Annotated in this window: 16 protein-coding genes; 9 read left to right on the top strand and 7 right to left on the bottom strand. The window is 62.8% G+C overall.

All coding sequences use genetic code 11. The annotated features are described in order from the left end of the window. Window position 1: 1 nt before the first annotated feature. Window positions 2-1,018 carry a heat-inducible transcriptional repressor HrcA gene (gene hrcA / locus ACP8JZ_RS03120; protein WP_306517100.1) on the bottom strand — a complete coding sequence of 339 codons (1,017 nt, stop codon included), beginning with the start codon at window positions 1,016-1,018 and terminating at the stop codon, window positions 2-4. A gap of 252 nt (window positions 1,019-1,270) precedes the next feature. Here hrcA and ACP8JZ_RS03115 point away from each other — a divergent pair, with 252 nt between their 5' ends. After that, the gene (locus tag ACP8JZ_RS03115) at window positions 1,271-2,083 is read left to right on the top strand and encodes an MBL fold metallo-hydrolase (protein ID WP_484482666.1); all 813 of its coding nucleotides are present in this window, start codon (window positions 1,271-1,273) and stop codon (window positions 2,081-2,083) included. Between the two features lie 94 nt (window positions 2,084-2,177). Here ACP8JZ_RS03115 and ACP8JZ_RS03110 read toward each other — a convergent pair whose 3' ends face one another. The 3 genes from ACP8JZ_RS03110 to hemW all read right to left on the bottom strand — a co-directional run bounded on the left by ACP8JZ_RS03110 (window position 2,178) and on the right by hemW (window position 5,457). Further along, on the bottom strand, window positions 2,178-3,029 hold the full coding sequence (locus ACP8JZ_RS03110) for an inositol monophosphatase family protein (protein WP_484482665.1): 852 nt from the start codon (window positions 3,027-3,029) through the stop codon (window positions 2,178-2,180). Continuing rightward, window positions 3,026-3,883 carry a DUF3097 domain-containing protein gene (locus ACP8JZ_RS03105; protein WP_306517103.1) on the bottom strand — a complete coding sequence of 286 codons (858 nt, stop codon included), beginning with the start codon at window positions 3,881-3,883 and terminating at the stop codon, window positions 3,026-3,028. The genes ACP8JZ_RS03110 and ACP8JZ_RS03105 overlap by 4 nt, the downstream gene beginning before the upstream one ends. Before the next feature lie 89 nt (window positions 3,884-3,972). Further along, window positions 3,973-5,457, bottom strand: a complete 1,485-nt coding sequence (gene hemW, locus ACP8JZ_RS03100; protein WP_484482664.1) for a radical SAM family heme chaperone HemW — start codon at window positions 5,455-5,457, stop codon at window positions 3,973-3,975. Window positions 5,458-5,609: 152 nt separating this feature from the next. Here hemW and ACP8JZ_RS03095 point away from each other — a divergent pair, with 152 nt between their 5' ends. The 8 genes from ACP8JZ_RS03095 (at window position 5,610) to ACP8JZ_RS03060 (ending at window position 14,900) form a co-directional block, all read left to right on the top strand. Continuing rightward, window positions 5,610-6,893 carry an ABC transporter substrate-binding protein gene (locus ACP8JZ_RS03095; RefSeq protein ID WP_306517105.1) on the top strand — a complete coding sequence of 428 codons (1,284 nt, stop codon included), beginning with the start codon at window positions 5,610-5,612 and terminating at the stop codon, window positions 6,891-6,893. Next, on the top strand, window positions 6,890-7,855 hold the full coding sequence (locus tag ACP8JZ_RS03090; RefSeq protein WP_371415864.1) for a carbohydrate ABC transporter permease: 966 nt from the start codon (window positions 6,890-6,892) through the stop codon (window positions 7,853-7,855). The genes ACP8JZ_RS03095 and ACP8JZ_RS03090 overlap by 4 nt, the downstream gene beginning before the upstream one ends. Window positions 7,856-7,857: 2 nt before the next feature. After that, entirely contained in the window at window positions 7,858-8,691 is an 834-nt protein-coding gene (locus ACP8JZ_RS03085) for a carbohydrate ABC transporter permease (protein ID WP_306517118.1), read from the top strand. A 223-nt stretch (window positions 8,692-8,914) separates the two neighbouring features. Beyond that, on the top strand, window positions 8,915-9,475 hold the full coding sequence (locus ACP8JZ_RS03080) for a rhomboid family intramembrane serine protease (RefSeq protein WP_051139431.1): 561 nt from the start codon (window positions 8,915-8,917) through the stop codon (window positions 9,473-9,475). A 460-nt stretch (window positions 9,476-9,935) separates the two neighbouring features. Continuing rightward, entirely contained in the window at window positions 9,936-10,916 is a 981-nt protein-coding gene (locus ACP8JZ_RS03075; protein WP_306517106.1) for a 1,4-dihydroxy-2-naphthoyl-CoA synthase, read from the top strand. 38 nt (window positions 10,917-10,954) lie between these two features. Next, window positions 10,955-12,181: an AMP-binding enzyme gene (locus ACP8JZ_RS03070; RefSeq protein WP_306517107.1), complete on the top strand. Its 1,227-nt coding sequence runs from the start codon at window positions 10,955-10,957 to the stop codon at window positions 12,179-12,181. 8 nt (window positions 12,182-12,189) lie between these two features. Beyond that, window positions 12,190-13,494: an isochorismate synthase gene (locus tag ACP8JZ_RS03065; protein WP_484484264.1), complete on the top strand. Its 1,305-nt coding sequence runs from the start codon at window positions 12,190-12,192 to the stop codon at window positions 13,492-13,494. 323 nt (window positions 13,495-13,817) lie between these two features. Continuing rightward, window positions 13,818-14,900, top strand: a complete 1,083-nt coding sequence (locus tag ACP8JZ_RS03060) for an esterase/lipase family protein (RefSeq protein ID WP_306517109.1) — start codon at window positions 13,818-13,820, stop codon at window positions 14,898-14,900. Window positions 14,901-15,624: 724 nt separating this feature from the next. On the opposite strand, the gene ACP8JZ_RS03055 is transcribed toward ACP8JZ_RS03060, so the two are convergent. From ACP8JZ_RS03055 to menD, 3 genes are all read right to left on the bottom strand, one after another. After that, entirely contained in the window at window positions 15,625-16,767 is a 1,143-nt protein-coding gene (locus ACP8JZ_RS03055; protein WP_306517110.1) for an alpha/beta fold hydrolase, read from the bottom strand. Window positions 16,768-17,065: 298 nt separating this feature from the next. Further along, window positions 17,066-18,211: an alpha/beta hydrolase gene (locus ACP8JZ_RS03050; protein ID WP_306517111.1), complete on the bottom strand. Its 1,146-nt coding sequence runs from the start codon at window positions 18,209-18,211 to the stop codon at window positions 17,066-17,068. 168 nt (window positions 18,212-18,379) lie between these two features. Next, window positions 18,380-19,966: a 2-succinyl-5-enolpyruvyl-6-hydroxy-3-cyclohexene-1-carboxylic-acid synthase gene (gene menD / locus ACP8JZ_RS03045; RefSeq protein ID WP_306517112.1), complete on the bottom strand. Its 1,587-nt coding sequence runs from the start codon at window positions 19,964-19,966 to the stop codon at window positions 18,380-18,382. Window positions 19,967-20,056 lie beyond the last annotated feature (90 nt).

The raw sequence follows: 20,056 nt of genomic DNA, 5'->3' as shown, positions 1-20,056 counted from the left end.
TTCATCCTTCTGCCAGGAAACGTCCGACGTAACGGGCCACGGAACGCACTGTGGCCATGGTTGACGGGTAGTCCATTCGGGTGGGCCCCACGACACCCAGGCTCGCAAGCATGTCGGCCTCACCGTAGGGGCTGGCGATGAGACTCGTCGACTGGAACGACTGATCCGCGTTCTCCGAACCGATGCGTACCGTCACCTCACCCAGGTCGCCGCTCACCTCGCCCAGCAGACGCAGCAACACCACCTGTTCCTCGAGCGCCTCCAGGATGGGCCGCACCGTGGTGGGAAACTGCGCCCCGAAGGCGGTGAGGTTCGGCACCCCGGCCACCACGACGCGAGAGGACGTATCGGTGGCCAGCACCTCCAGGACGGCGGCTGTCACGGCAGCCGTGTGGCTGGTGGCGTCGGGGTGAGCGCGCTCCACCATCTGCGACAGCAGGTCGGCAGCCTCGGCCACGGGATGACCCACAACCGCAGTCCCGATCCGATCCCGCAGCATGAGGAGATCCTGCTCGTCGTGGGCTGGCAACTCGATGGTGCGCTGCTCGACGGTGCCGGAGGAGAGGATCACGACGACGAGGACTCGATCGGCCGACAGACTCACCAGTTCCAGGTGACGCACGGTGGCCGAGCTGGTCACCGGATACTGCATGATGGCCACCTGACGAGTGACCTGGGCCAGCAATCGCACGGTTCGGGTGACGATGTCGTCCAGATCGACCGCACCATTCATGAAGGTGGCGATGGCCCTCTTCTCAGGTGCGGAGAGGGGCTTGACCGTTGCAATGCGATCGACGAACATGCGATATCCCTTGTCGGTGGGGATCCGCCCGGCACTGGTGTGGGGATGGGTGATGTACCCCTCATCCTCCAGAACAGCCATGTCATTGCGCACGGTTGCCGGTGAGACCTTCAGACCATGCCGCTCGACAAGTGCCTTCGAACCAACCGGCTCCTTGCTGGAGACGTAGTCGGTGATGATGGCCTTGAGGACCTCGAGCTTGCGATCGTCAAGCACTTGTTCCTCCTCATCTGGTGGTCTCGCCCACATGCGCCGACTTCGCGACGAGTACACGTCTCGCACACGTGCACCACAGATTCTGGCACTCAACGTGTGCGAGTGCCAGTCTAGTGGCCCGCAAACAGGATTCCACCCTGCTGCCCCCGAGCAGCCGTACCGCCCGGTCACTCACCCAGAGCAGGCGTCCGTATCCCACTCAGGCCATCACCGTGATCGACGTGGCCAGATGGGCATGAGACAATCCACATCATGGCATCTGACATCCAGTGGTGTGCTGTGAGCTCCCATGTGTGGACGACGAGGGTCGACCCCGAGTCGGTGACCATCGGCCTGGTCATGGGATCGGAACACCTGCTCATGGTCGACTCCGGGTCGACACCCCAGCAGGGGCACGACCTGGCCCTCTCGGCAGCCATGGCCCTGGGCAGGCCGGTGGACCGACTGGTCATCACCCATCACCACGACGACCACGTCGGTGGCCTCTGCGGTGTGACGCGGTGTGCGCAGGAGTCGAAGGTCGACATGGAGTCATGGATGCATCGCCGCGCCGTCGACCGCTGCTCCGACGCCGCCATCAGTCATCCCATCTCGCTCATGGCGTATCTGGATCTGGGAGGCGTCACCGCCGAGATCCTGCATCCGGGAGCGGCACACACCGACGGTGATCTCACCGTTCGGGTGCCAGGCGATCATGTGACCTTCATGGGTGATCTCATCGAGACCTCAAGGCCACCACAGGCCGACTCGACGACCGACTTCTGGGACTGGGCGGGAGCCATCGACATGGTGATGAACGTCACCGACGCCAAGGACCGCTACATTCCCGGTCATGGCGACCCGACCGACGACCAAGGCGTCATGGCGCAGCGCAACGCCATCTGGGGCCTCGTCAGTGCGGTGCGGGAGGCCATGGAACACGGCCGGGCACCCGAATGCGCACTCGACGACACTCCCGCAGGCCTGGATCGTGCCGCGGTGACGGGTTGGATCACACCCATCGCAGAGCAACTGACTGCCCGGGGAATCACTCGCAAGGGGCTGCTGCCACTCACCAGACAGTGACGTCAGTGCAGCCCCACCGGCGAAACACCGCTCTCGGAGTCCCCAGAGCTGGATCCCACCTCAAGGCTTGCTCGGTGGGGCGGCCACGACGCCGTCAGTCGTCCTCCAGGGATTGGGCAGCGATCCGCCAGGACCGCTCGTCGCGTGCCGCAATGATGACGCCACGCTGTTCGGTGTGCCGCGCGCTGTAGTCCGCTCCGCCGGCGACGCGCACCACTCCCCCACATTCGGTGACCATGAGGGCACCGGGCAGATGGTCCCAGGGGTGGATGTGGAACCAGCAGGCCACTTCCTGCTCCCCCAGGCAGATCAGGGGGTAATCCACGCCACAGCAGGAATGTGCTTCCGACCACGTGAGTGACGGGCTCGTACGCCGGTTGTGGGGGTACGCCGTCACGGCACGGACCACTTGCCGATCAGCAGTCACCCGTTGAGCGGGATCCGGGTGGTCGAGCAGCTGAGCGTTGGGGCCGATCGTCTCGGGGTCAGGGCGCCGCCGATCCGACGTCACCGGTTCACCGTCGCAGACGAGCCCGTTGCCACGCTCGGCGATCCACATGTGCCCCAGCTGCGGCTGCCAGATCCATGACCGGGTCGTCACCCCGTGCTGCACCTCGGCGACCATGACGGCATGATGCGTCGATCCGTTGACGTAGTTCTTCGTCCCATCGATGGGGTCGATGACCCAGGCCAGCTCGGCGGTGGTAAGCTCCTGCAGCACCGAGGCATCATCATGCACCGATTCCTCACCGACAACGATCCCGCCACCGGCAGAGGTCAACAGGCGCGACAGTTCGCCTTCCGCCTGACGATCGAGGTCCGTGACGAGGTCGCCGGGTGCCTTCTCGTGAATCTGGTCGGGGGAAAGCCGCCGAAACCCCGGATCGATCACTCGTGTGCTGACCCCACGAATGATCTCGGCAACCTCGGCAGTCGTGACACTCACTGCAATTCCTCCAGATGATCGGCCGTGACGAAGTCGATGAGCTTCTCCATCTCCATGTTGAACCTGGGATCGAGATCGTGCCAGTCGCGCACTCGCCCAAGAATCGCCTGCCAGGCCTTGCCGACGTCCTTCTGGCTCTGGTGTGGCAGCCCCAGCCGTTTGAGGGTGCCCAGCTTGAAGTCTTCGTCCATGGGCACCTCGGGCCAAGTCTTGCGGCCGATCCGCTCCGGTGTGATCGCCTGCCAGATGTCGATGAAACGATGGCCCGTGATCATGACGTAGTCACCGTAGCCACCGCGTCGCACCTCCTCGGCCACCCGGGACTCCTTGGTGCCAGCGACGAGATGGTCGACGAGCACCCCCAACCGGTGCCCCGGTCCGGGGCGGAAGTCCGCGACGATGTCGACGAGATCGTCCATGCCGCCCATGTACTCCACGACGACTCCGACGTGGCGTAGGTCGTCTCCCCAGATCTTCTCGACCAGCTCGGCGTCATGACGCCCTTCGACGTAGATGCGTGAGGGAAGGGCGGTTCGGGATGGCTCAGGCTCCTCACCCACCCGCGACCCGGAAGCAGTGTGGGTCGGGCGAGCCGCACCCTGACGTGACGGGACGCGCAGGGTGACGGGTTTGCCGTCGATCCAGAATCCCGGCCCCACCGGGAAGGATCGGTGATGACCACGGCGGTCCTCGACGACCACGAGTCCGTTCTCCCAACCGACGATGGCCCCCACATAGCCCGATGAGGGGTCCTCGACAACCATTCCCAGCTCCATGGGCACGTCGATGCTGGTGGGTCTGCCCGCTTTCTGCCAGCCGGGCGCCAACACGTCCTTGCCGTATCGATCAATCACCGCTCAAGCCTATCGAGAGGTGACGGGACTCATCGAGAGGCGACGGGGCACATCAAGAGGTGACAGGGCACATCAAGAGGTGACAGGGTTCAGTCACCGGCAAGGAGCAGGTCGGTGATGATGCGATCGGCGACGAGACGTCCATCCAGGGTGAGCTGCAATCGTCCCCCGACGATCTCGCCCTGGCCTCGTTCGACGACCTGTCCGGCGAATCTGCGTTCGGCTGGGGTGAGCCGGGACAGTTCCAGCCCGTCGGCGAGTCTGAGCTGCAACAGGACGGTCTCCTCGTGGCGTTGCTCGTCGGTGAGACGTTCGCTTCCCTCGATGGGGAGCCGTCCTGCCATGAGTTCCTCGTGGTAGCGCCTGGGGTGCTTGACGTTCCACCACCGCACACCATTGACGTGGGAGTGTGCACCCGGCCCCGCGCCCCACCAGTCATGTCCGAGCCAGTAGCCCATGTTGTGTCTGCTGCGGTGATCGCGCCCGGCGCGGGGGCGAGCCCAGTTGGAGATCTCATAGTTGACGAATCCTGCCTCGGTGAGCACCTGCTCGGTGATGAGGTACTTGTCGGCCAGATCGTCCTCGTCGGTCATGGGCAGTTCGCCACGGCGTACCCGAGCCGCGAATCGGGTTCCCTCCTCGACGATGAGCGAGTAGGCGGACAGGTGGTCCACATCCGCCTCCAGGGCCGATTCGAGGCTGGCTCGCCACGAGTCGACGGATTCCCCGGGAGTGCCGAAGATGAGGTCGAGCGAGATGTCGTCGAATCCCACCTCACGGGCCAGACGCGCCATGTGCACCGCCCGTTGCGGGGTGTGGTGGCGATCCAGCAGGGCCAGGACGCGCTCGTCGGCGGACTGCATACCCATGGACAGTCGATTGACGCCCCCCTCGAGCAGCCCGTTGAGCACTTGGGCGTCCAAGGTTTCCGGATTGGCCTCGGTCGTCACCTCGGCATCCGGGCTCAGACCCCACAGATCGCGCACATGCCCAACGAGCTCACCCAGTTGCGAGGGGCGAAGCATGGTGGGGGTGCCCCCGCCGAAGAACACCGTGCTCACCGGGGGCATGCCTGCACCATGCCCATGTTCGTCAGCCTCGTACGTGTGTATTCCTCCCCGCGGCAGGTCAGACCCAATTCGCTGCATGCCGTGGGACAGATGTGCTGCTGCCAGGTCCAGCTCGCGGTGTGCCGCGGCGAGGTAGTCATCCACCGCAGTACTCCCCATCGACGAGAGTACATAGGTGTTGAAGTCGCAGTAGCCGCACCGACTCGAGCAGAACGGCACGTGCAGATAGACCCCCCACGGCTCGCTGACTGCGAGCTCGACGTCTTCTCCTCTGGCGGTTCCCGAGGATCCGCCAGCGTTGCCGGAGCGGAGATCAGCAGAATCACGGCGGGTTCCCGTCACCGGGGCTTCCCCCACCGCCTGCACCGAATCCGTCCGCACCGACGTCGTTGCCCTCTCGCGGGTCGCCGGGACGTCCGGCGCACGAGGCCCGTCATCAGGGCGGGCACACGCCTTGTCGCAGCCAGGATGTCCTCCCGGCAACTGCAACGGCTCTTCAGACATGACGTCTCCCAATCGACGGGGATGCACCCGTGGTATTTCTGCGTGTACGCAGCGACGATCCCACATCACGTGTCACCACGCGAGTTGACCAACACAAAATCCACACGGGTCGTGGAACATGTCGCGGCGCCATTCGGGTTACCCTGTGCACCATGAGCATTTCTCGACGTCATCTGCTGGGCGGAATAGCCGCAACCGCCGTCCTGTCCGCATGTGGATCCAACTCCGGTGGCGTCGACAATGGGTCGGCCAATGCCTCCAGCCGAACGAGCACGGCAAAACTCACCCAGTGGTACCACGAGTACGGTGAAAAGGGCGTCCGGGACGCCGTGCAGCGATACGCCGCCGACTACAAGAAGTCCGAGGTCTCCGTGAAGTGGAACCCGGGCGATGCCTACATGAAGCTGCTCTCGACGACGCTGCTGTCGGGATCGGGAGTGCCAGACGTCTTCGAGTCCGAGAACGGCGCCACCCTTGACATGATCCAGCAGGGCCAGGTCACCGATCTCACCGAGCTCATCGGCGATGACAAGGACAAGTTCTCCCCCCGCGTCCTGGATCGCATGACCTTGGACGGCAAGATCTACGCCATCCCGATGGCGGTGGACATGCAGATGCTGTACTACCGTCCGTCGCTACTGGAGAAGGCCAAGGTGTCGGCTCCCAAGACCTTTGCCGAACTCGCCGAGGCCGCCAAGGCCGTCAAGACCGACTCCATGGGAGGGTTCTTCGCCGGCAATGACGGTGGCCTCGGGGTGCTCGCCAACCAGATCATCTGGTCATCCGGCATGGAACAGCTCAACTCCGAACGCACCGACCTGGGCTTCCTGGAGAAGGAGTTCTTCGACGCCGTCACCGCATTCCGGGAGTTCTTCACCTCCGGCGCCCTGCTGCACAGCGCCTCCAAGGACTGGTTCGACGCCTCGCCATTCATCAACGAGGAGACCGCCATGCAATGGGGCGGCCTGTGGTCGCTCAACGACGTGAAGAAGAAATGGGGCGAGGACGTCGGCGCCGTCGCCTTCCCGGCATTCGGTTCCACCGGACGCCCGTCGGTGCCGTTCGGTGCTTTCGGTTCCTGCGTGGCAACAGTGGGTGCCAACAACGACGTCGAGGCGGCCAAGGCGTTCAACCGGTGGCTGTGGATCGATCAGACCGACAAGCAGGTTGACTTCGACGATTCCTATGGAACGCACGTGCCCGCCCGCACCGACCTGGTCTCCCAGGCCACCCAGATCTCCGAGGGTGTCGGCAAGCAGGCTGCCACCATGGTCGACGAATGCGGTCACGCCTCCGACCTGTTCTGGACCAGCGCCATTGCCGAGGCCTTCAACGCCGCCCTGACCAACGTCGTCAAGAAGGGTGCCGAGCCCAGGAAGGCCTTCGAACAGGTGCGCCGGACCGTGCGCACCGAGCTGGAGCGCGTCAAGAAGTGAGCCATCCTCTCGCAGCAAGCCAGAAGACGCACCCACAACGCGAGAGAACCTTGGGGGCCCGGCTGCGCGGTCGTCAGGGACGCAACCTGTGGTTCGGGTTGTTCATCGCACCATTTCTCACTGGTCTGATCGTCTTCGTCTACGTCCCGATCGGCTGGAGTGCCGTTCTGTCGTTCTTCGACGCCCGGGCCACCTTGCACCCGACGACATTCGTGGGGTGGCGCAACTACCGGTACCTGCTGACGGACCCCCTGTTCCGCGACTCACTGCTGGTGTTCACCGTCTTTGCCCTGTTCATCGTCCCGCTGACGTATCTCTGTTCCTTGGCGCTGGCCCTTGCGCTGGACAATGTCACCCGATTTCGGGCTTTCTTCCGCTCGGCATTCTTTCTTCCGGCAGCATGCTCCTACGTCGTCGCGGCGATGGTGTGGCGGCTGAGTTTCTTCAATGGTGCCCGGTTCGGGTTCGTCAACTCCATCCTGCACCGGTTCGGCGCCGATCAGATCAACTGGCTCGGCGGGCAGGGCTACTGGTACTGGATCGCTCTGGTCTCGCTGCGCCTGTGGCTGCAGGTGGGCTACTACATGATTCTGCTCATAGCTGGGCTCAATCGTATTTCGCCGAGCACCTATGAGGCTGCGGCCCTCGACGGGGCCGGACGGTGGCAGACCCTGCGTCACATCACCCTGCCGCAGTTGCGCGCCACCTCGGCAGCCGTCCTCATGCTGCTGCTCATTGGCGCCTTCCAGGCCTTCGACGAGTTCTACAACATGCTTGCCAGTGCCGGCACCTACCCACCGTATGCCCGTCCACCACTGGTGCACCTGTACTCGATCAGCGTTGGCGGGGCCCAGCAGGACCTGGGACTCGGTGGTGCCGGAACCGTCATCCTCACTGCCATCATCGTCGTGTTCGGAGTGCTCCAGAATCGTCTCACGGGAATGGGGAGGAGGATGTCATGAGCATGGTGCGTGGTCATCGTGGCAAGGGGCTGCACCTAGCGAAAATCGTCCTCCTGTTCCTTCTTGCGCTGCTGTTCCTCCTGCCGTTCTACGTCATCTTCCGCAATGCGTTCACCAGCGAGGAAGGTTTTGTCTCGGCCCAGTGGACGTGGATCCCGGACAATCTGCACATCAGTGTCCTCACCGAACTTTTCAACGATCCAGACCTGGATTTCGCCTCGGCCATGGTGCATTCTGCCGTGCAGTCGGTGGGCCAGACGGTGTTGACGATCCTGGTGAGCTTCATGGCCGGCTACGCGCTGGCCCGATTCGACAACAAGGTGACCGATGTCGTTGCCAAACTCACGGTGCTCACCCTCATGGTTCCCACCGCCGTCACCTTCGTGCCGAGTTTCATCATGACGAGTCAGCTGGGATGGATCGACTCCTATCGCGGGCTCATCATCCCCATGTCATTCTCCGCCTTTGCCACCTACCTCTTTCGCGCCAGCCTCATGGAATTTCCCCAGGAACTGGAGGAGGCCGCACTGTTGGATGGGGCAAATCCGTGGACGACGATGTGGCGTATCGTTGTACCCAATTGTCTGGGCATCATTGCCGCGGTGTCCACCATCACGTTCCTCGGCGCATGGAATGCCTTTCTGTGGCCACTGCTGGTGGCCCGTGACAACACCCACACCGTACAGCTGACCCTCAGCTCGTTCATGACGAGTCAGGGGGTGGACTACTCCCGACTGTTCGCCGGAGCCCTGGTGGCCGTCCTTCCGGTGGCCATCGTCTTCCTGTTCCTGCAACGTTTCCTCGTGCAGGGCATCGAGACCTCTGGCCTGGACTGACCCCACGGTCTGACCCCCCACCACGGTTCGGGAAGCTACACGCCCGTCCACCACCACACCGTTTCCGACACACAGCACCGACCGAACACATCGTGAGACCACCCACCCGGTTGAACCCATCACGCACACTGAAGACATGGAGACTGTTGACATGAGCACCTTGACGCCGCGTGAGCCTGCGCCGCCCTCGCGCATGCACAATGCCTTGTCCAGTGGGGCAACCATGCTGGGCATCGTCGCCATCATGTGGATCCTGGAGGGGATCGACGTCGTCCTGGGCAACAGCCTCGACAATCTGGGCATCCACGCCCACACCAGCGCCGGACTGTGGCAGATCTTCCTGGCACCGTGGCTGCACTACGGATGGGCACACCTCACCAGCAACTCCGTGCCGCTGTTCGTCCTGGGTTGGCTGGTCCTGGTGCGATCCAGGCGGGACTGGGCAATTTCCGCCGTCGTCATCATCATCTGCTCCGGGCTGGCAGCCTGGGCATTCAGCCCGCCGGGATCGATCACCCTGGGGGCCTCCGGGGTGGTCTTCGGATGGCTGGCGTTCCTGCTCGTCAAGGGCCTGTTCACGCACAAACTCAGTGACATCGTCATCGCGGTGATGGTCTTCCTGGTGTACGGATCGGTGTTGTGGGGAGTGCTTCCCGGCACGTCCGGGGTGTCGTGGCAGGGCCACATGGGTGGTGCCATCGGCGGTGTCGCCTCCGCCTCGCTGCTGCACCGCCATCGGGAGCCACCAGCGGTGACCAGCTCGTACCCCAACCCCTACCGATGAAATGCCGATGGCGCCTGTGAAGGGGGGACGGGTCAGGGGTGCGCAGCCATCCTCATGGATTTCTCTCGCGCCCCTCGAGTCAACACCTCATGGTCGACAGATCTGCGCACCGATGACATGGTCTGCCTCGCGCCCCCGAGCCACCGCCCCGCGCCCTTGGACCACCTCACACCCCTGGACCAACGCCTCAAGGGCATGGGCCAACCGCCTCATGGACACGCACCACGCATGTGTGGGCGGCCTCCTTGGGTGACGACGAATCACCGCGCATGACCCCCCCCACCCGCGTCATGGGCTCAAGGCCCATGACTTCAGCACCATGACTTCAGCCCCGGTGACCACAGAATCGGGATGCGACCACAGGACCGGGAGGTGGCCACGGTGAACGAGGTGGCCACGGGAACGGGGCGCGACACCTTGATCCCTTGGTCGGCGCGACAGCCGTGGTAACTTCACGAGGGTGAGTAGCCTGCCCTTCGTCTCCGACACCTTTGCCGCCGATCGGTGGCGTCAGATGGACGTCGACCTGACCGACATGACCTTTCACCGTCTCATCTCGCGTGGGGAGGTCGATGGTGCACCGGCAGGTGAGGACCTGCCCGTCACGCGGATCGCCTTCGACCGGCCCAGCCTGCGCAATGCCTTCCGCCCGCACACGGTTGACGAGCTCTACCGTTGCCTGGACATCGCACGGTGTTCTCCCGACGTGGCAGCCGTCATCCTCACCGCCAATGGCCCCTCCCCCAAGGACAGCGGGTACTCGTTCTGCTCGGGTGGCGACCAGCGCATTCGGGGGGCGGCTGGCTACCAGTACGAGACGACGCAGAGCTCCTCCGACGACGACCTGGCCACCTCGGCACGTCGGGAACGCATCGAGAAGGGCAGGCTCGGCCGGCTGCACATCCTCGAGGTGCAGCGGCTCATGCGCGCCACTCCCAAACCGATCATTGCCGCCATCCCCGGCTGGACCACCGGGGGCGGGCACTCCCTCATGGTGGTGGCCGACCTTGCCGTGGCGAGCCGGGAACATGCGCAGTTCAAGCAGGTCGACGCCAATGTGGGTTCCTTCGACGCAGGGTACGGATCGGCTCTGCTGGCCCGCCAGGTGGGTGACAAGCGCGCCCGTGAAATCTTCATGCTGGCGCAGACCTACGACGCCGAACAGGCCGAGAGCTGGGGCGTCATCAACCGTGCCGTGCCGCACGTCGACCTGGAGACCACAGCAATCGACTGGGGTCTCACGATCGCCGGGAAATCACCGCAGGCCATTCGGATGCTCAAGTATGCCTTCAACATGGTCGACGACGGCATCGCAGGCCAGCAGGCCTTCGCCGGTGAGGCCACCCGGCTGGCCTACATGACCGAGGAGGCCCAGGAGGGCCGGGACTCCTTCCTGGAACACCGCCCGGCGAACTGGTCGTCGTTCCCCTACTACTTCTGAGGTCCCCCACGTGCATCGACTGGAAGGACAGGCATCCCATGGGAATTGAGCTCACCGCTCGGGTACGAGCGATTCCGGTGGCTCGCACTGCCGAGGACGTCGCTTGGCTCGCCGGACGCCTGGAGAAGTTCTTCGCCGGCGCGACGAATGCCATCTACGCTCCGGTCGGAGGCGACGAGAATCCGGTGACCGTGTTGCAGGACGTCGAGGCCCGCACGGTGTGGATGCCCGAGGATGCCGGAGTCATCATGCGCACCTCCGGGTCAACGACCGGATCGGGACGACTCGTGGGTCTGTCGGCGGCTCAGATGCGCGCCTCCGCTGCTGCGACCGAGGCACGGCTGGGTGGACCGTGCAGCTGGGTGCTTGCCCTGGCCCCGCATCACATCGCTGGTCTGCAGGTCGTGGCCCGAGCCCTGCTCAGCGAACGTGAGGTCGTCACCTGCGAGGGCAGGGTGGATGCCGAATCCATCGTTGCGGCCATTGATCGGGCACATGCCGCCCATCCCGACGGCCGGGTGGCGGTCTCCCTGGTGCCCACCCAGCTCGCCAGGCTCCTCGCCGATGAGCAGGCGACGGCAGCCCTGGCTCGGTGCACCGCCGTGCTGCTGGGCGGCGCCGCGGCGTCGCAGGAGTTGTTGAGCCAGGCGGATGCCGCGGGTATCACCGTACTCACCACCTACGGCATGAGTGAGACGTGCGGAGGGTGCGTCTACGACGGCATGCCGCTGGAGGGAGTGCAGGTCGATCTCGCCGCGGACGGGCGGATCGGCATCCGTGGTCCGATGGTCATGAGCGGGTACCTTGACGAGGGGCCGGTGGGCGAACGGCTGATCACCAACGACCTGGGGCACTGGCAGGACGGTCGCCTCATCATCGACGGCCGTGCTGACGACGTCATCAACTCCGGAGCGCTGAAGATCCCGGCCGACGTGGTGGCCCGGGAGATCATGGCCACCGGCATGGTGCGTGAGGCAGTCGTCGTCGGAGTCGACGACCGCACCTGGGGCCAGCTGGTGTGCGCCGTCGTCGTACCGGGCCGTGGCTGGAAGGGTCCGGAGGAATTACGTGACCTGGTGGGACGCCGCATTGGCCGGGTCCGCTCCCCCCGCGCCGTCGTTGAGGCAGACGACCTGCCCATGCTGGCCTCCGGCAAGGTCGATCGCAAGGCTGCAACCCTGCTCGCCCAGCAGCGGACGGCCGCGGGAATGGCCTGGTTGGCCACCTCGAACGAGAACGACTCCGCCCCTGCCGACACACGATGAGGTATCACATGACCGTTCTGCCCTGTTCCGACGGAATCACCGCACTGCCGGGTGCGCAATGGCTGGCGGAGGTGTTGGCTTGGGTTCCCGATGGTGTCGATCCGTGGGTGTGGTTGGCCCCGGACGAGGACGACGCCCCGGCCATGGTGGCCTGGTACGAGCAGCACCGCTTCACCGCGCGCGGCGAGAATGGGATCGAGCAGGCTTGGCGGCAGATGGTCGACTGGGCCCGGGAGCAGCCCGAGGGCACATGCCCCATTGCGATTGGTTCCTTTCCCTTCGATCGGTCAGACGCCGGATTTCTCGTCGTTCCGCAGGTACTCATCATGCGTCGTCATGTGGGCGCCCCGACTGAGGTCTTCGGAGCCGAGGAACCGTTGACACGCGCCAGGACGTGCTGGCCACAAGACGACAGTCACATTGCGGCGCGGCCTGTCGACGGCAACCTCGAGATCGATGAGCAGAGCAGCGACGTTTCGTCACTGTGTAGCGACGCCGCAGATACGGGTGGACACATCGTCACGTCCACACCAGTGATCACCGAGGAGGAGTGGACGACGACCGTCCATCGTGCGGTCGACGAACTCACCTCCGATCGGGGACTGCAGAAGGTCGTCCTGGCTGGGGCGCAGGACCTCACCAGTGACGTGCCCATGAATCGCGCACACGTGACCGCAGCCCTGGCAAGGCGTTTCCCGGGATGCTGGACCTACAGCGCCGACGGTCTGGTGGGCGCCACCCCGGAGCTGCTCGTCGACTGCAGGGACGGCCTGTTCCGTTCCCGGGTGCTTGCCGGAACGCGCAAACCCGAATGGGCCGACGAGCTGCTCGATGACCCGAAGGAACAGCATGAGCACGAACTCGCAGTGACTTCGGTACTGGACAAGCTGGCTGACGCGGGGGTCGACACGCCTGCGGTTCATGGACCGTTCCAGCTGCGACTGACCAACGTCGTGCACCTGGCAACCGACATCACCGCGCACGTCGACGGGTCGAATGCCGCCCGGATCGTTAACGCCATGCACCCCACTGCCGCGGTGTGTGGTGCGCCCCGGAGCCAAGCTCGTGAACTCATTACCGAGGTGGAGACGTTGGATCGCGGACGTTTTGCCGGGCCCGTGGGGTGGATGGACACCACCGGAGCAGGCCAGTGGGCCCTGGCGCTACGCTGCGGACAGTTCAGCACGGATTCTCGTCAAGTTCGTCTCTTTGCCGGGGCAGGCATCATGCCCACCTCGGACCCGCACCATGAGTGGATCGAGATCGGGGCGAAGATGCAGGCCTTCTCCTCCGTCCTGGAGACCCAGCACTGAGAATCAAGGAGATCTGGCCCACGACTGTCAGCTCGCCCAAGACGATCAGAAACCTTCTGCACTCACTCTCGATTTTGAAGGTGTAGTCAGGTTTTCGAGTCCGCTCACGTCACTTCGCAGTAATCAGCTGACAGGATCCAGCTCACTCAATCAATGAGACATTGAACCACGTGTTCGGGAAGACAGGCCGAGAGATATGCACGATCGTGCAATGGAGAAGGGAAGACACTGCACATAATATGTGGTCTTCCGTATTCACCATCACCACCCACGGATACATATAGCCTTCTCACAGATCTCATCGTCGAGACAGAAAGTGACCCATGAAACTCACCACAGCTCTTCGCACCATCACCATTGCCGCAAGCACCGCGGCCATCGGCCTGGTTCCCACGGCCGGGGCGCAGGCCCACGCTGCACCGGCGTCCGACGCGCAGGCCCACGCTGCACCGGCAGCCGATACCCCCGGCTACTCCGGCTACACACCCGAGGAGGCCGCGTTCCTCAAGACCGTCGAGGTCAAGGGCAGCCCGGGCGGCGTACCTTCCGGTAGCGACGGTCCTATCCAGCGTATTTTCTACACTGCCTCTTCCTATGCGACATCACACCCTGGCACGAACCCGCCTGGTGCCAACAACTTCAGCTGCAAACCAAAGAAGGGGCAGAATCCCGTCGTTCTGCTTCCCGGCACAAAATCCGATGGTTATGTGTCCTGGTCGATGTACACTCCACAATTGCGTGCTCGCGGCTACTGCCCCTTTGTTGCGAACTTCAACGGCCTGCCCTGGCTGTCGAGTTTCGCCTACACCGGTGACATCCGCACCTCCGCCAAGGCCACCTCGATCTTCATCGATCGCGTGCTGCGCGAAACCGGCGCCAAGAAGGTCGACATCATCGGCTATTCCCAAGGAGGCGGGCCGCTGCCGAACTACTACATCCAGAAACTTGGCGGCGACAAGAAGGTCGACAAGCTGATCGGCATCGCCCCCGCCAACCACGGCGTCGGCGGCCCCATCATCGCCAAATGGATCAACGAAGCCCTCCCCGATGAAACCCACACCTCGATCGAGGATGCCGCCAAATCCGTCCATATGGCTTCCTACCCCCAGCAGCTGGCCTCCTCACAGCTCATGAAGGAGCTGTACCACAGCGGCAAGGTCACTCGCCCAGGCGTGAAGTACATCAACATCGAGGGCAAATACGACTACGTCGTGGCCCCCTACACCAACGCGTTCATCCGGGAACCCGGCGTGAAGAACATCACCGTCCAGGACACCTGCCCACAGGACCACGCAACCCACGTCAACTTCCCCTACGACACCAACGTGGCCCAGATGGTATTCAACGCACTCGACCCCGACAACACCAAGCCGGTCAAGTGCAAGCCACAGCCCTTCATCGGCTGATTCTCCTCAACCATAACCATTTCTCTGCTGTGGGGTCCTCAATGCCGAGGACCCCACAGTTAATCGCACACCTACTGCCTGTATCAATCCGCAGGCATGAGGAATGAAGTCTCTAGTACCAAGGTGACGGCTTAGTTCAGAGCCTCTTGCTCAACCAGTTCAACGCCTCTTTAATATTGAAATGTATGGCAGCTTGAAACTGTCGAATTACGATCATATCGAACAAGGATTAGGAAATTGATACCCGGAACCAGACTCTGAAACCAAGACATATTGAAATTCCTGCAGCACATCTGGTGGCCTCGGAGTGATCTGCCCATTTCTTCCATGGCTACAGTGCAGGGACGACCGCTGTCACATCTGACCCAAGTCCCCTGGAAATAACTCCGTGTACACAACAGCAACGTCTTGAACCACATCGCGGGAACCACCAGAGAAAAGATCCGGACTATCTCGCGTGTGAGACGCATCTGCCACAAAGGCCACTACAGACACTGGATCATTCCCCCAAGCGCTCCATCGACTACATACGACACTCGCTGTCTGGAATCTCGCCTGCTGAATTATCCTTCACCAACTTGTCACTTGATTACATTGTGGCTCAGTGGCACGAATTGGAGAATAAACATTCCCATGACGATCGGAAGGCCCCCGCTCATGCGGGGGCCTTCTCTCCTGTTCGCGTCACAATCGTGACGTCATGAACGCTTCACCAAGAAGTGACTCACTTGTTGTGGTTGTTGATCCAGTCAACGGTGATCTTGATGGGCTCGTTCTTGATGGGCTCGTTGTAGATCTCGTGCATGAGACCGGTCCACAGGTAGGAGGTCTTGTCCTTCGAACTGATGGCATTGAGCCAGTTGTCGTCGAGGTACGGAGGCATGAGGCCGTCAGCCTCACCGTGCATGATCAGAGTCGGTTCCTTGAAGGTGGGTGCGTTGAAGGCGTTGTAGAGCTGGCCAACGGCCATCTGCTGAATCATGCCCGGAGTCATGAACTTGTTGATGAGCGGATCGTACTTGTAGTCATCGGCAACTGCACGGTCGGTGCACACGCCCTTGCCCGGAGCAAGGTTGTAGACCTTGGGAGCAACACTGGTGATCGGCGACGGAGCAGTGAAGTTGCCCGGGTCTTTCAGAGCGAGAGGCAGAAGCTTGGACTGGTAACTCGTGACCTGCTGCAGGGGCAGCTTCGTGGTCGGGTTCGGCTTGGCCTTCTTCTCTGCCGCGGTGAGGTTCGGAGAGGTGATTCGCTCTGCCTTCTGTGAGTTCTTCTCAGTGGTGGGGTTGATGAAGATGCCACCACCGGTGGAGACGATGCCCTGGACGTCACCAGGGTACTTGATGCCGTAGGACTGCACAGCCATAGCACCCAAGGAATGCCCGACGAGGAAGACGTTCTGGCCCGGGTTCTCCTTCTTGGCCATGTGGACGAGTGTGTGGATGTCGCCAACGAAATTGTGCCAGTCGTCAATGTGACCACGCGGGATGGTGTTGTTGACGTAGGGGTTGGCGCTCTTGCCGTGACCACGGTTGTCAATGCGGTAGACGGTGTAGCCCGCCTCATTGAGTTTCTTGGTGATGTAGTCGTAACGGCTGTGATGCTCGGTGGCACCGTGGACGACGACAACGACGCCCTTGGCGTTCTCGACGGCGTTGGTCTCCTCGAAGAGCATCGTGCCGTATTTGTCCTGCGACGTGATGTAGCGCGTGGTCGTGGTGACCTTCGGTGCAGCGGCCTTGGCGACGGCAACCGGGGCGTCAGTAGTCGGAGCAGCCTGGGCGGGGGCCGTGAGGCCGGTGACCGCCATTCCAGCAGCAGCGACAACGGCCAACGCGTTGCGTGCCACATGAGTCTTCTTTGACATGTATTTTCCTCCTTGGCTTCATTCCACACACAGTGCTGTGGAACATAAATACCTTGCAGAGCTCTAGAGCATTCTCGTCTGTCTGGGATTGCACATATCAGGTCGCGCAACTCGTGGTGATCTCTTGTCGATGAGACACGTCAACTTTCACCGTCAGAAATCTGTTGCACGCCTGAGAGAGACCGGCACCGCTGTCAGTGCACCAGCGTCCTGCGGGAGCACCGCGTCATCAAGTGTTCTGCGATGCCGGTCTCGTTCAGATCTCGTTCACCCCTGATCGAGATCGTTGTTCATCGGCTCACTTGTCGTGGTTGTCGATCCAGTCGACGACCATGTCGATGGGCTGATCCTTGACGGGCTCATTGAAGACCTCGTGCATGAGACCGCTCCACACGTATGCGGTCTTGTCGTTGGAGCTAATGGCGTTCTGCCAGTTGACGTCGTAGTACGGCGGAACGAGACCATCGGACTGGCCGTGCATGATGAGTGTCGGGGTCTTGAAGTCGTGTGCGTTGATCGAGTTGTAGACTTGGGCCACGCCCATCTGCTCGATCATGCCCGCAGTGAGATCCTTGTTGTTCAGCGGATCGGCCACGTAGTCGTCAACGACGGCCTGGTCGGTGCACACACCGCCACTGAACGGGTTCTTGATGTGGATGGCCTGCGAGGCTGCCGTGACGGAGGGGGCGGTGAAGTTTCGACGGTTCTTCAGGGCCTTCGGCAGGAGCTTGCTCTGGTAGCTGGTCAGAGCGGGCAGCGGAATGTTCTCGGTCTTGGCCGGCTTGGCGTTGCGCTCAGCCTCGGTCAGGTTGTCCGCGACGATCGTCTGCGGGAACTGGGTGCTCTTGCCCCACGGGTTCATGAAGATGCCACCGCCATTGGAAACGATGCCGTCAACGTCACCGTACTCGATGCCGTAGGACTGCACGGCAAAGGCACCCATCGAGTGACCGATGAGGAAGCTCTTCTTACCCGGGTTCTCACTCTTGGCAATCCCCACCAACTGATGGACATCGGCAATGAGACTGTGCCAGTTGTCGATGTGAGCGCGCGGCACGGCGTTCTTGACGTACGGAGCAGCACTACGACCATGCCCACGATGATCAAGACGGTAGACGGTGTACCCAGCATCATTGAGACGCTTGGTGATGTAGTCATAACGCCCCTGATGCTCAGCAGCACCATGAACGATCACAACAACACCCTTGGCATTGGCAACAGCGTTCTTCTTGGTGAAGATCTTGGTGCCATACTTGTCAGTCGACGTCATGTACTTCGTCGTGACAGTGACCTGGTTCTCGACAGCCTGCTGTGCGATCGACGGCTGAGCAGGAGAGTCGGATGCCGAGGCCATGGTGCCGGTGGTGGCAATTCCTCCGAATGCCAAGCTGGCGGCGGCTACGGCAGCGAGGGTGCGCTTCTTCACATCAGTCTTCATTGACATGTATTTCCTTCCTTGGCCTCGTCCCACCCTGTTGTGGGGCTCGGTTACCGTTACTGACATCCAAGGAGTTCTCGAACTTGAGAGCAAGACGTTTTCAAATAATTGACCATCTGCTTATGGTCGAACCATTTTTCATGAACAAACGTCAACCATGCCCGTGGTCTCCCATCACACTGTTGGCAGGCGCACCTCAACGAGGCTGGTACCCCGGAAAGACCTACCGAGAACGTCGTCCATCACCATGCAGGGATCTGGGGCCAGACCGTCGGAACTGGTCGACGTGAGGTCGACGGTGGTGCATGGAACCCCCACCGCCTGGGCAAAAGCAGTGACATTGAGATCCTGTGGGGTGAGGAAGAATCGTTGCAGCATCGGCCGAGGCGCTCGGGCATGCTCCAACCCGGCGAAGATCGCTCCTCCGTGGTCGTCGAGGACGATGACCTGAAGGTCCAGTGGCTCCTGGCCTGCAGCCTGCAGCAGGGCCATGGCATCGTGTGCGAAGGTCAGGTCGCCCAGGACGACGCGCACTGGTCTGCCGGTGCCCATCGCAATCCCCATGGCGGTGCTCATGGTTCCATCGATCCCGGCAAGGCCCCGGTTGGCATACGCCTGCGCAGGGATGGCAGCAGAGGCAGCATGTCTGTCGAAACTTCGAATGACGTCGGAGGCACCGATGACCAAGGCAGGGGCGGACTCCTGGGCAGACACCTGCCAGATGGTTGCGCAGACGGACTGCTTGATGCTCGGGGAGACACCTTCTCGATCAGCTCGCTTCCACCGCTCCACCCACGTCTCGTCACGCTCAGGGATGTCGAGCTGCACGGGCAGATGAACGGCGCGGGCGACACCGGCGACATCCGTCCACCGCGCACGATCGGTGAGCACGGTGATTCCTGGACCGGTCAGGAGACGAGACACCGGCCGGGAGAGAGTCGGGTGCCCCAGCACGAGCACCCCCTCCACCTCTGAGGCCAACGGCCCGGTGAGGAGGGTCTGGTAGTCGGTGAGGGCATTGTCACCGCACCGAGCCTGCGAGGTGGGTTCGGCGAGCAGCGGCCACCCACCCTCCTCGGCAAGTTCTCGCGCCCGGGGGCCGGCTCCGTCACCGGCGACAACGACGGTGTGCACCGGCATGGTCAATGGGACAGCTGGGCGCAGCGGTGGTGGTTCAAGGACGGCTCGGGGTGACTCGGCATCGTGGGAGGGCTGCCACGGGGAATCTGGCACCAGGGGGTCGTCAAAACTGACGTTGAGATGCACTGGGCCAGGATCATCGGTGAGGGTGCCTCGCGCCGCACTCACAGCGCGCAGCACCACCGCGTCCAGCCGATCATCGGCCGGGAAGCCCGCCGGTACACTGAGCTGCCACCTGGGTGCCGGGCCGAAAATGCCGGTCTGCACCGTTGTCTGGTTGGCCCCGGTGTGCCACATCTGTGCCGGACGATCCGCCGAGATGACGATCATCGGCACTCCCGCCGCATCGGCCTCGGCAACCGCAGGATGCAGATTGGCCACCGCCGTGCCAGACGTGGTGACGACGGCAGCGGGCCGACCGACCTTGCCCAACCCCAGAGCCACGAATCCAGCGGATCGCTCGTCCAGACGCACCGTGAGGTGCAGCATGCCTGCCTCGTCAGCGGCTGCAAGGGCATAGGAGAGTGGGGCATCACGCGATCCGGGGCAGACGATGACGTCGGTGACGCCATGGGCCACCAGGGCCGAGACGATTCTGCGAGCGACGTCGGTTGAACTCACCGAGGACTCCTTTCACACATGCAGCCACGTGAACCCCACCCAGCACCTCCCCGGTGGGGCAGCACCACGGTATCCGTCTTTCGCAGGGTC

The organism is Cutibacterium sp. LaCa_286, from assembly GCF_057198075.1.
This window is presented reverse-complemented; position numbering and strand designations above follow the sequence as displayed.

Excerpts from the sequence above, each read along its gene's own strand:
- ACP8JZ_RS03115 (WP_484482666.1), top strand. The coding sequence starts at position 1,271 with ATGGCATCTGACATCCAGTGGTGTGCTGTGAGCTCCCATGTGTGGACG.
- hemW (WP_484482664.1), bottom strand. The coding sequence starts at position 5,457 with ATGTCTGAAGAGCCGTTGCAGTTGCCGGGAGGACATCCTGGCTGCGAC.
- ACP8JZ_RS03095 (WP_306517105.1), top strand. The coding sequence starts at position 5,610 with ATGAGCATTTCTCGACGTCATCTGCTGGGCGGAATAGCCGCAACCGCC.
- ACP8JZ_RS03085 (WP_306517118.1), top strand. The coding sequence starts at position 7,858 with ATGGTGCGTGGTCATCGTGGCAAGGGGCTGCACCTAGCGAAAATCGTC.
- ACP8JZ_RS03080 (WP_051139431.1), top strand. The coding sequence starts at position 8,915 with ATGCTGGGCATCGTCGCCATCATGTGGATCCTGGAGGGGATCGACGTC.
- ACP8JZ_RS03070 (WP_306517107.1), top strand. The coding sequence starts at position 10,955 with ATGGGAATTGAGCTCACCGCTCGGGTACGAGCGATTCCGGTGGCTCGC.
- ACP8JZ_RS03065 (WP_484484264.1), top strand. The coding sequence starts at position 12,190 with ATGACCGTTCTGCCCTGTTCCGACGGAATCACCGCACTGCCGGGTGCG.
- ACP8JZ_RS03060 (WP_306517109.1), top strand. The coding sequence starts at position 13,818 with ATGAAACTCACCACAGCTCTTCGCACCATCACCATTGCCGCAAGCACC.
- ACP8JZ_RS03055 (WP_306517110.1), bottom strand. The coding sequence starts at position 16,767 with ATGTCAAAGAAGACTCATGTGGCACGCAACGCGTTGGCCGTTGTCGCT.
- ACP8JZ_RS03050 (WP_306517111.1), bottom strand. The coding sequence starts at position 18,211 with ATGTCAATGAAGACTGATGTGAAGAAGCGCACCCTCGCTGCCGTAGCC.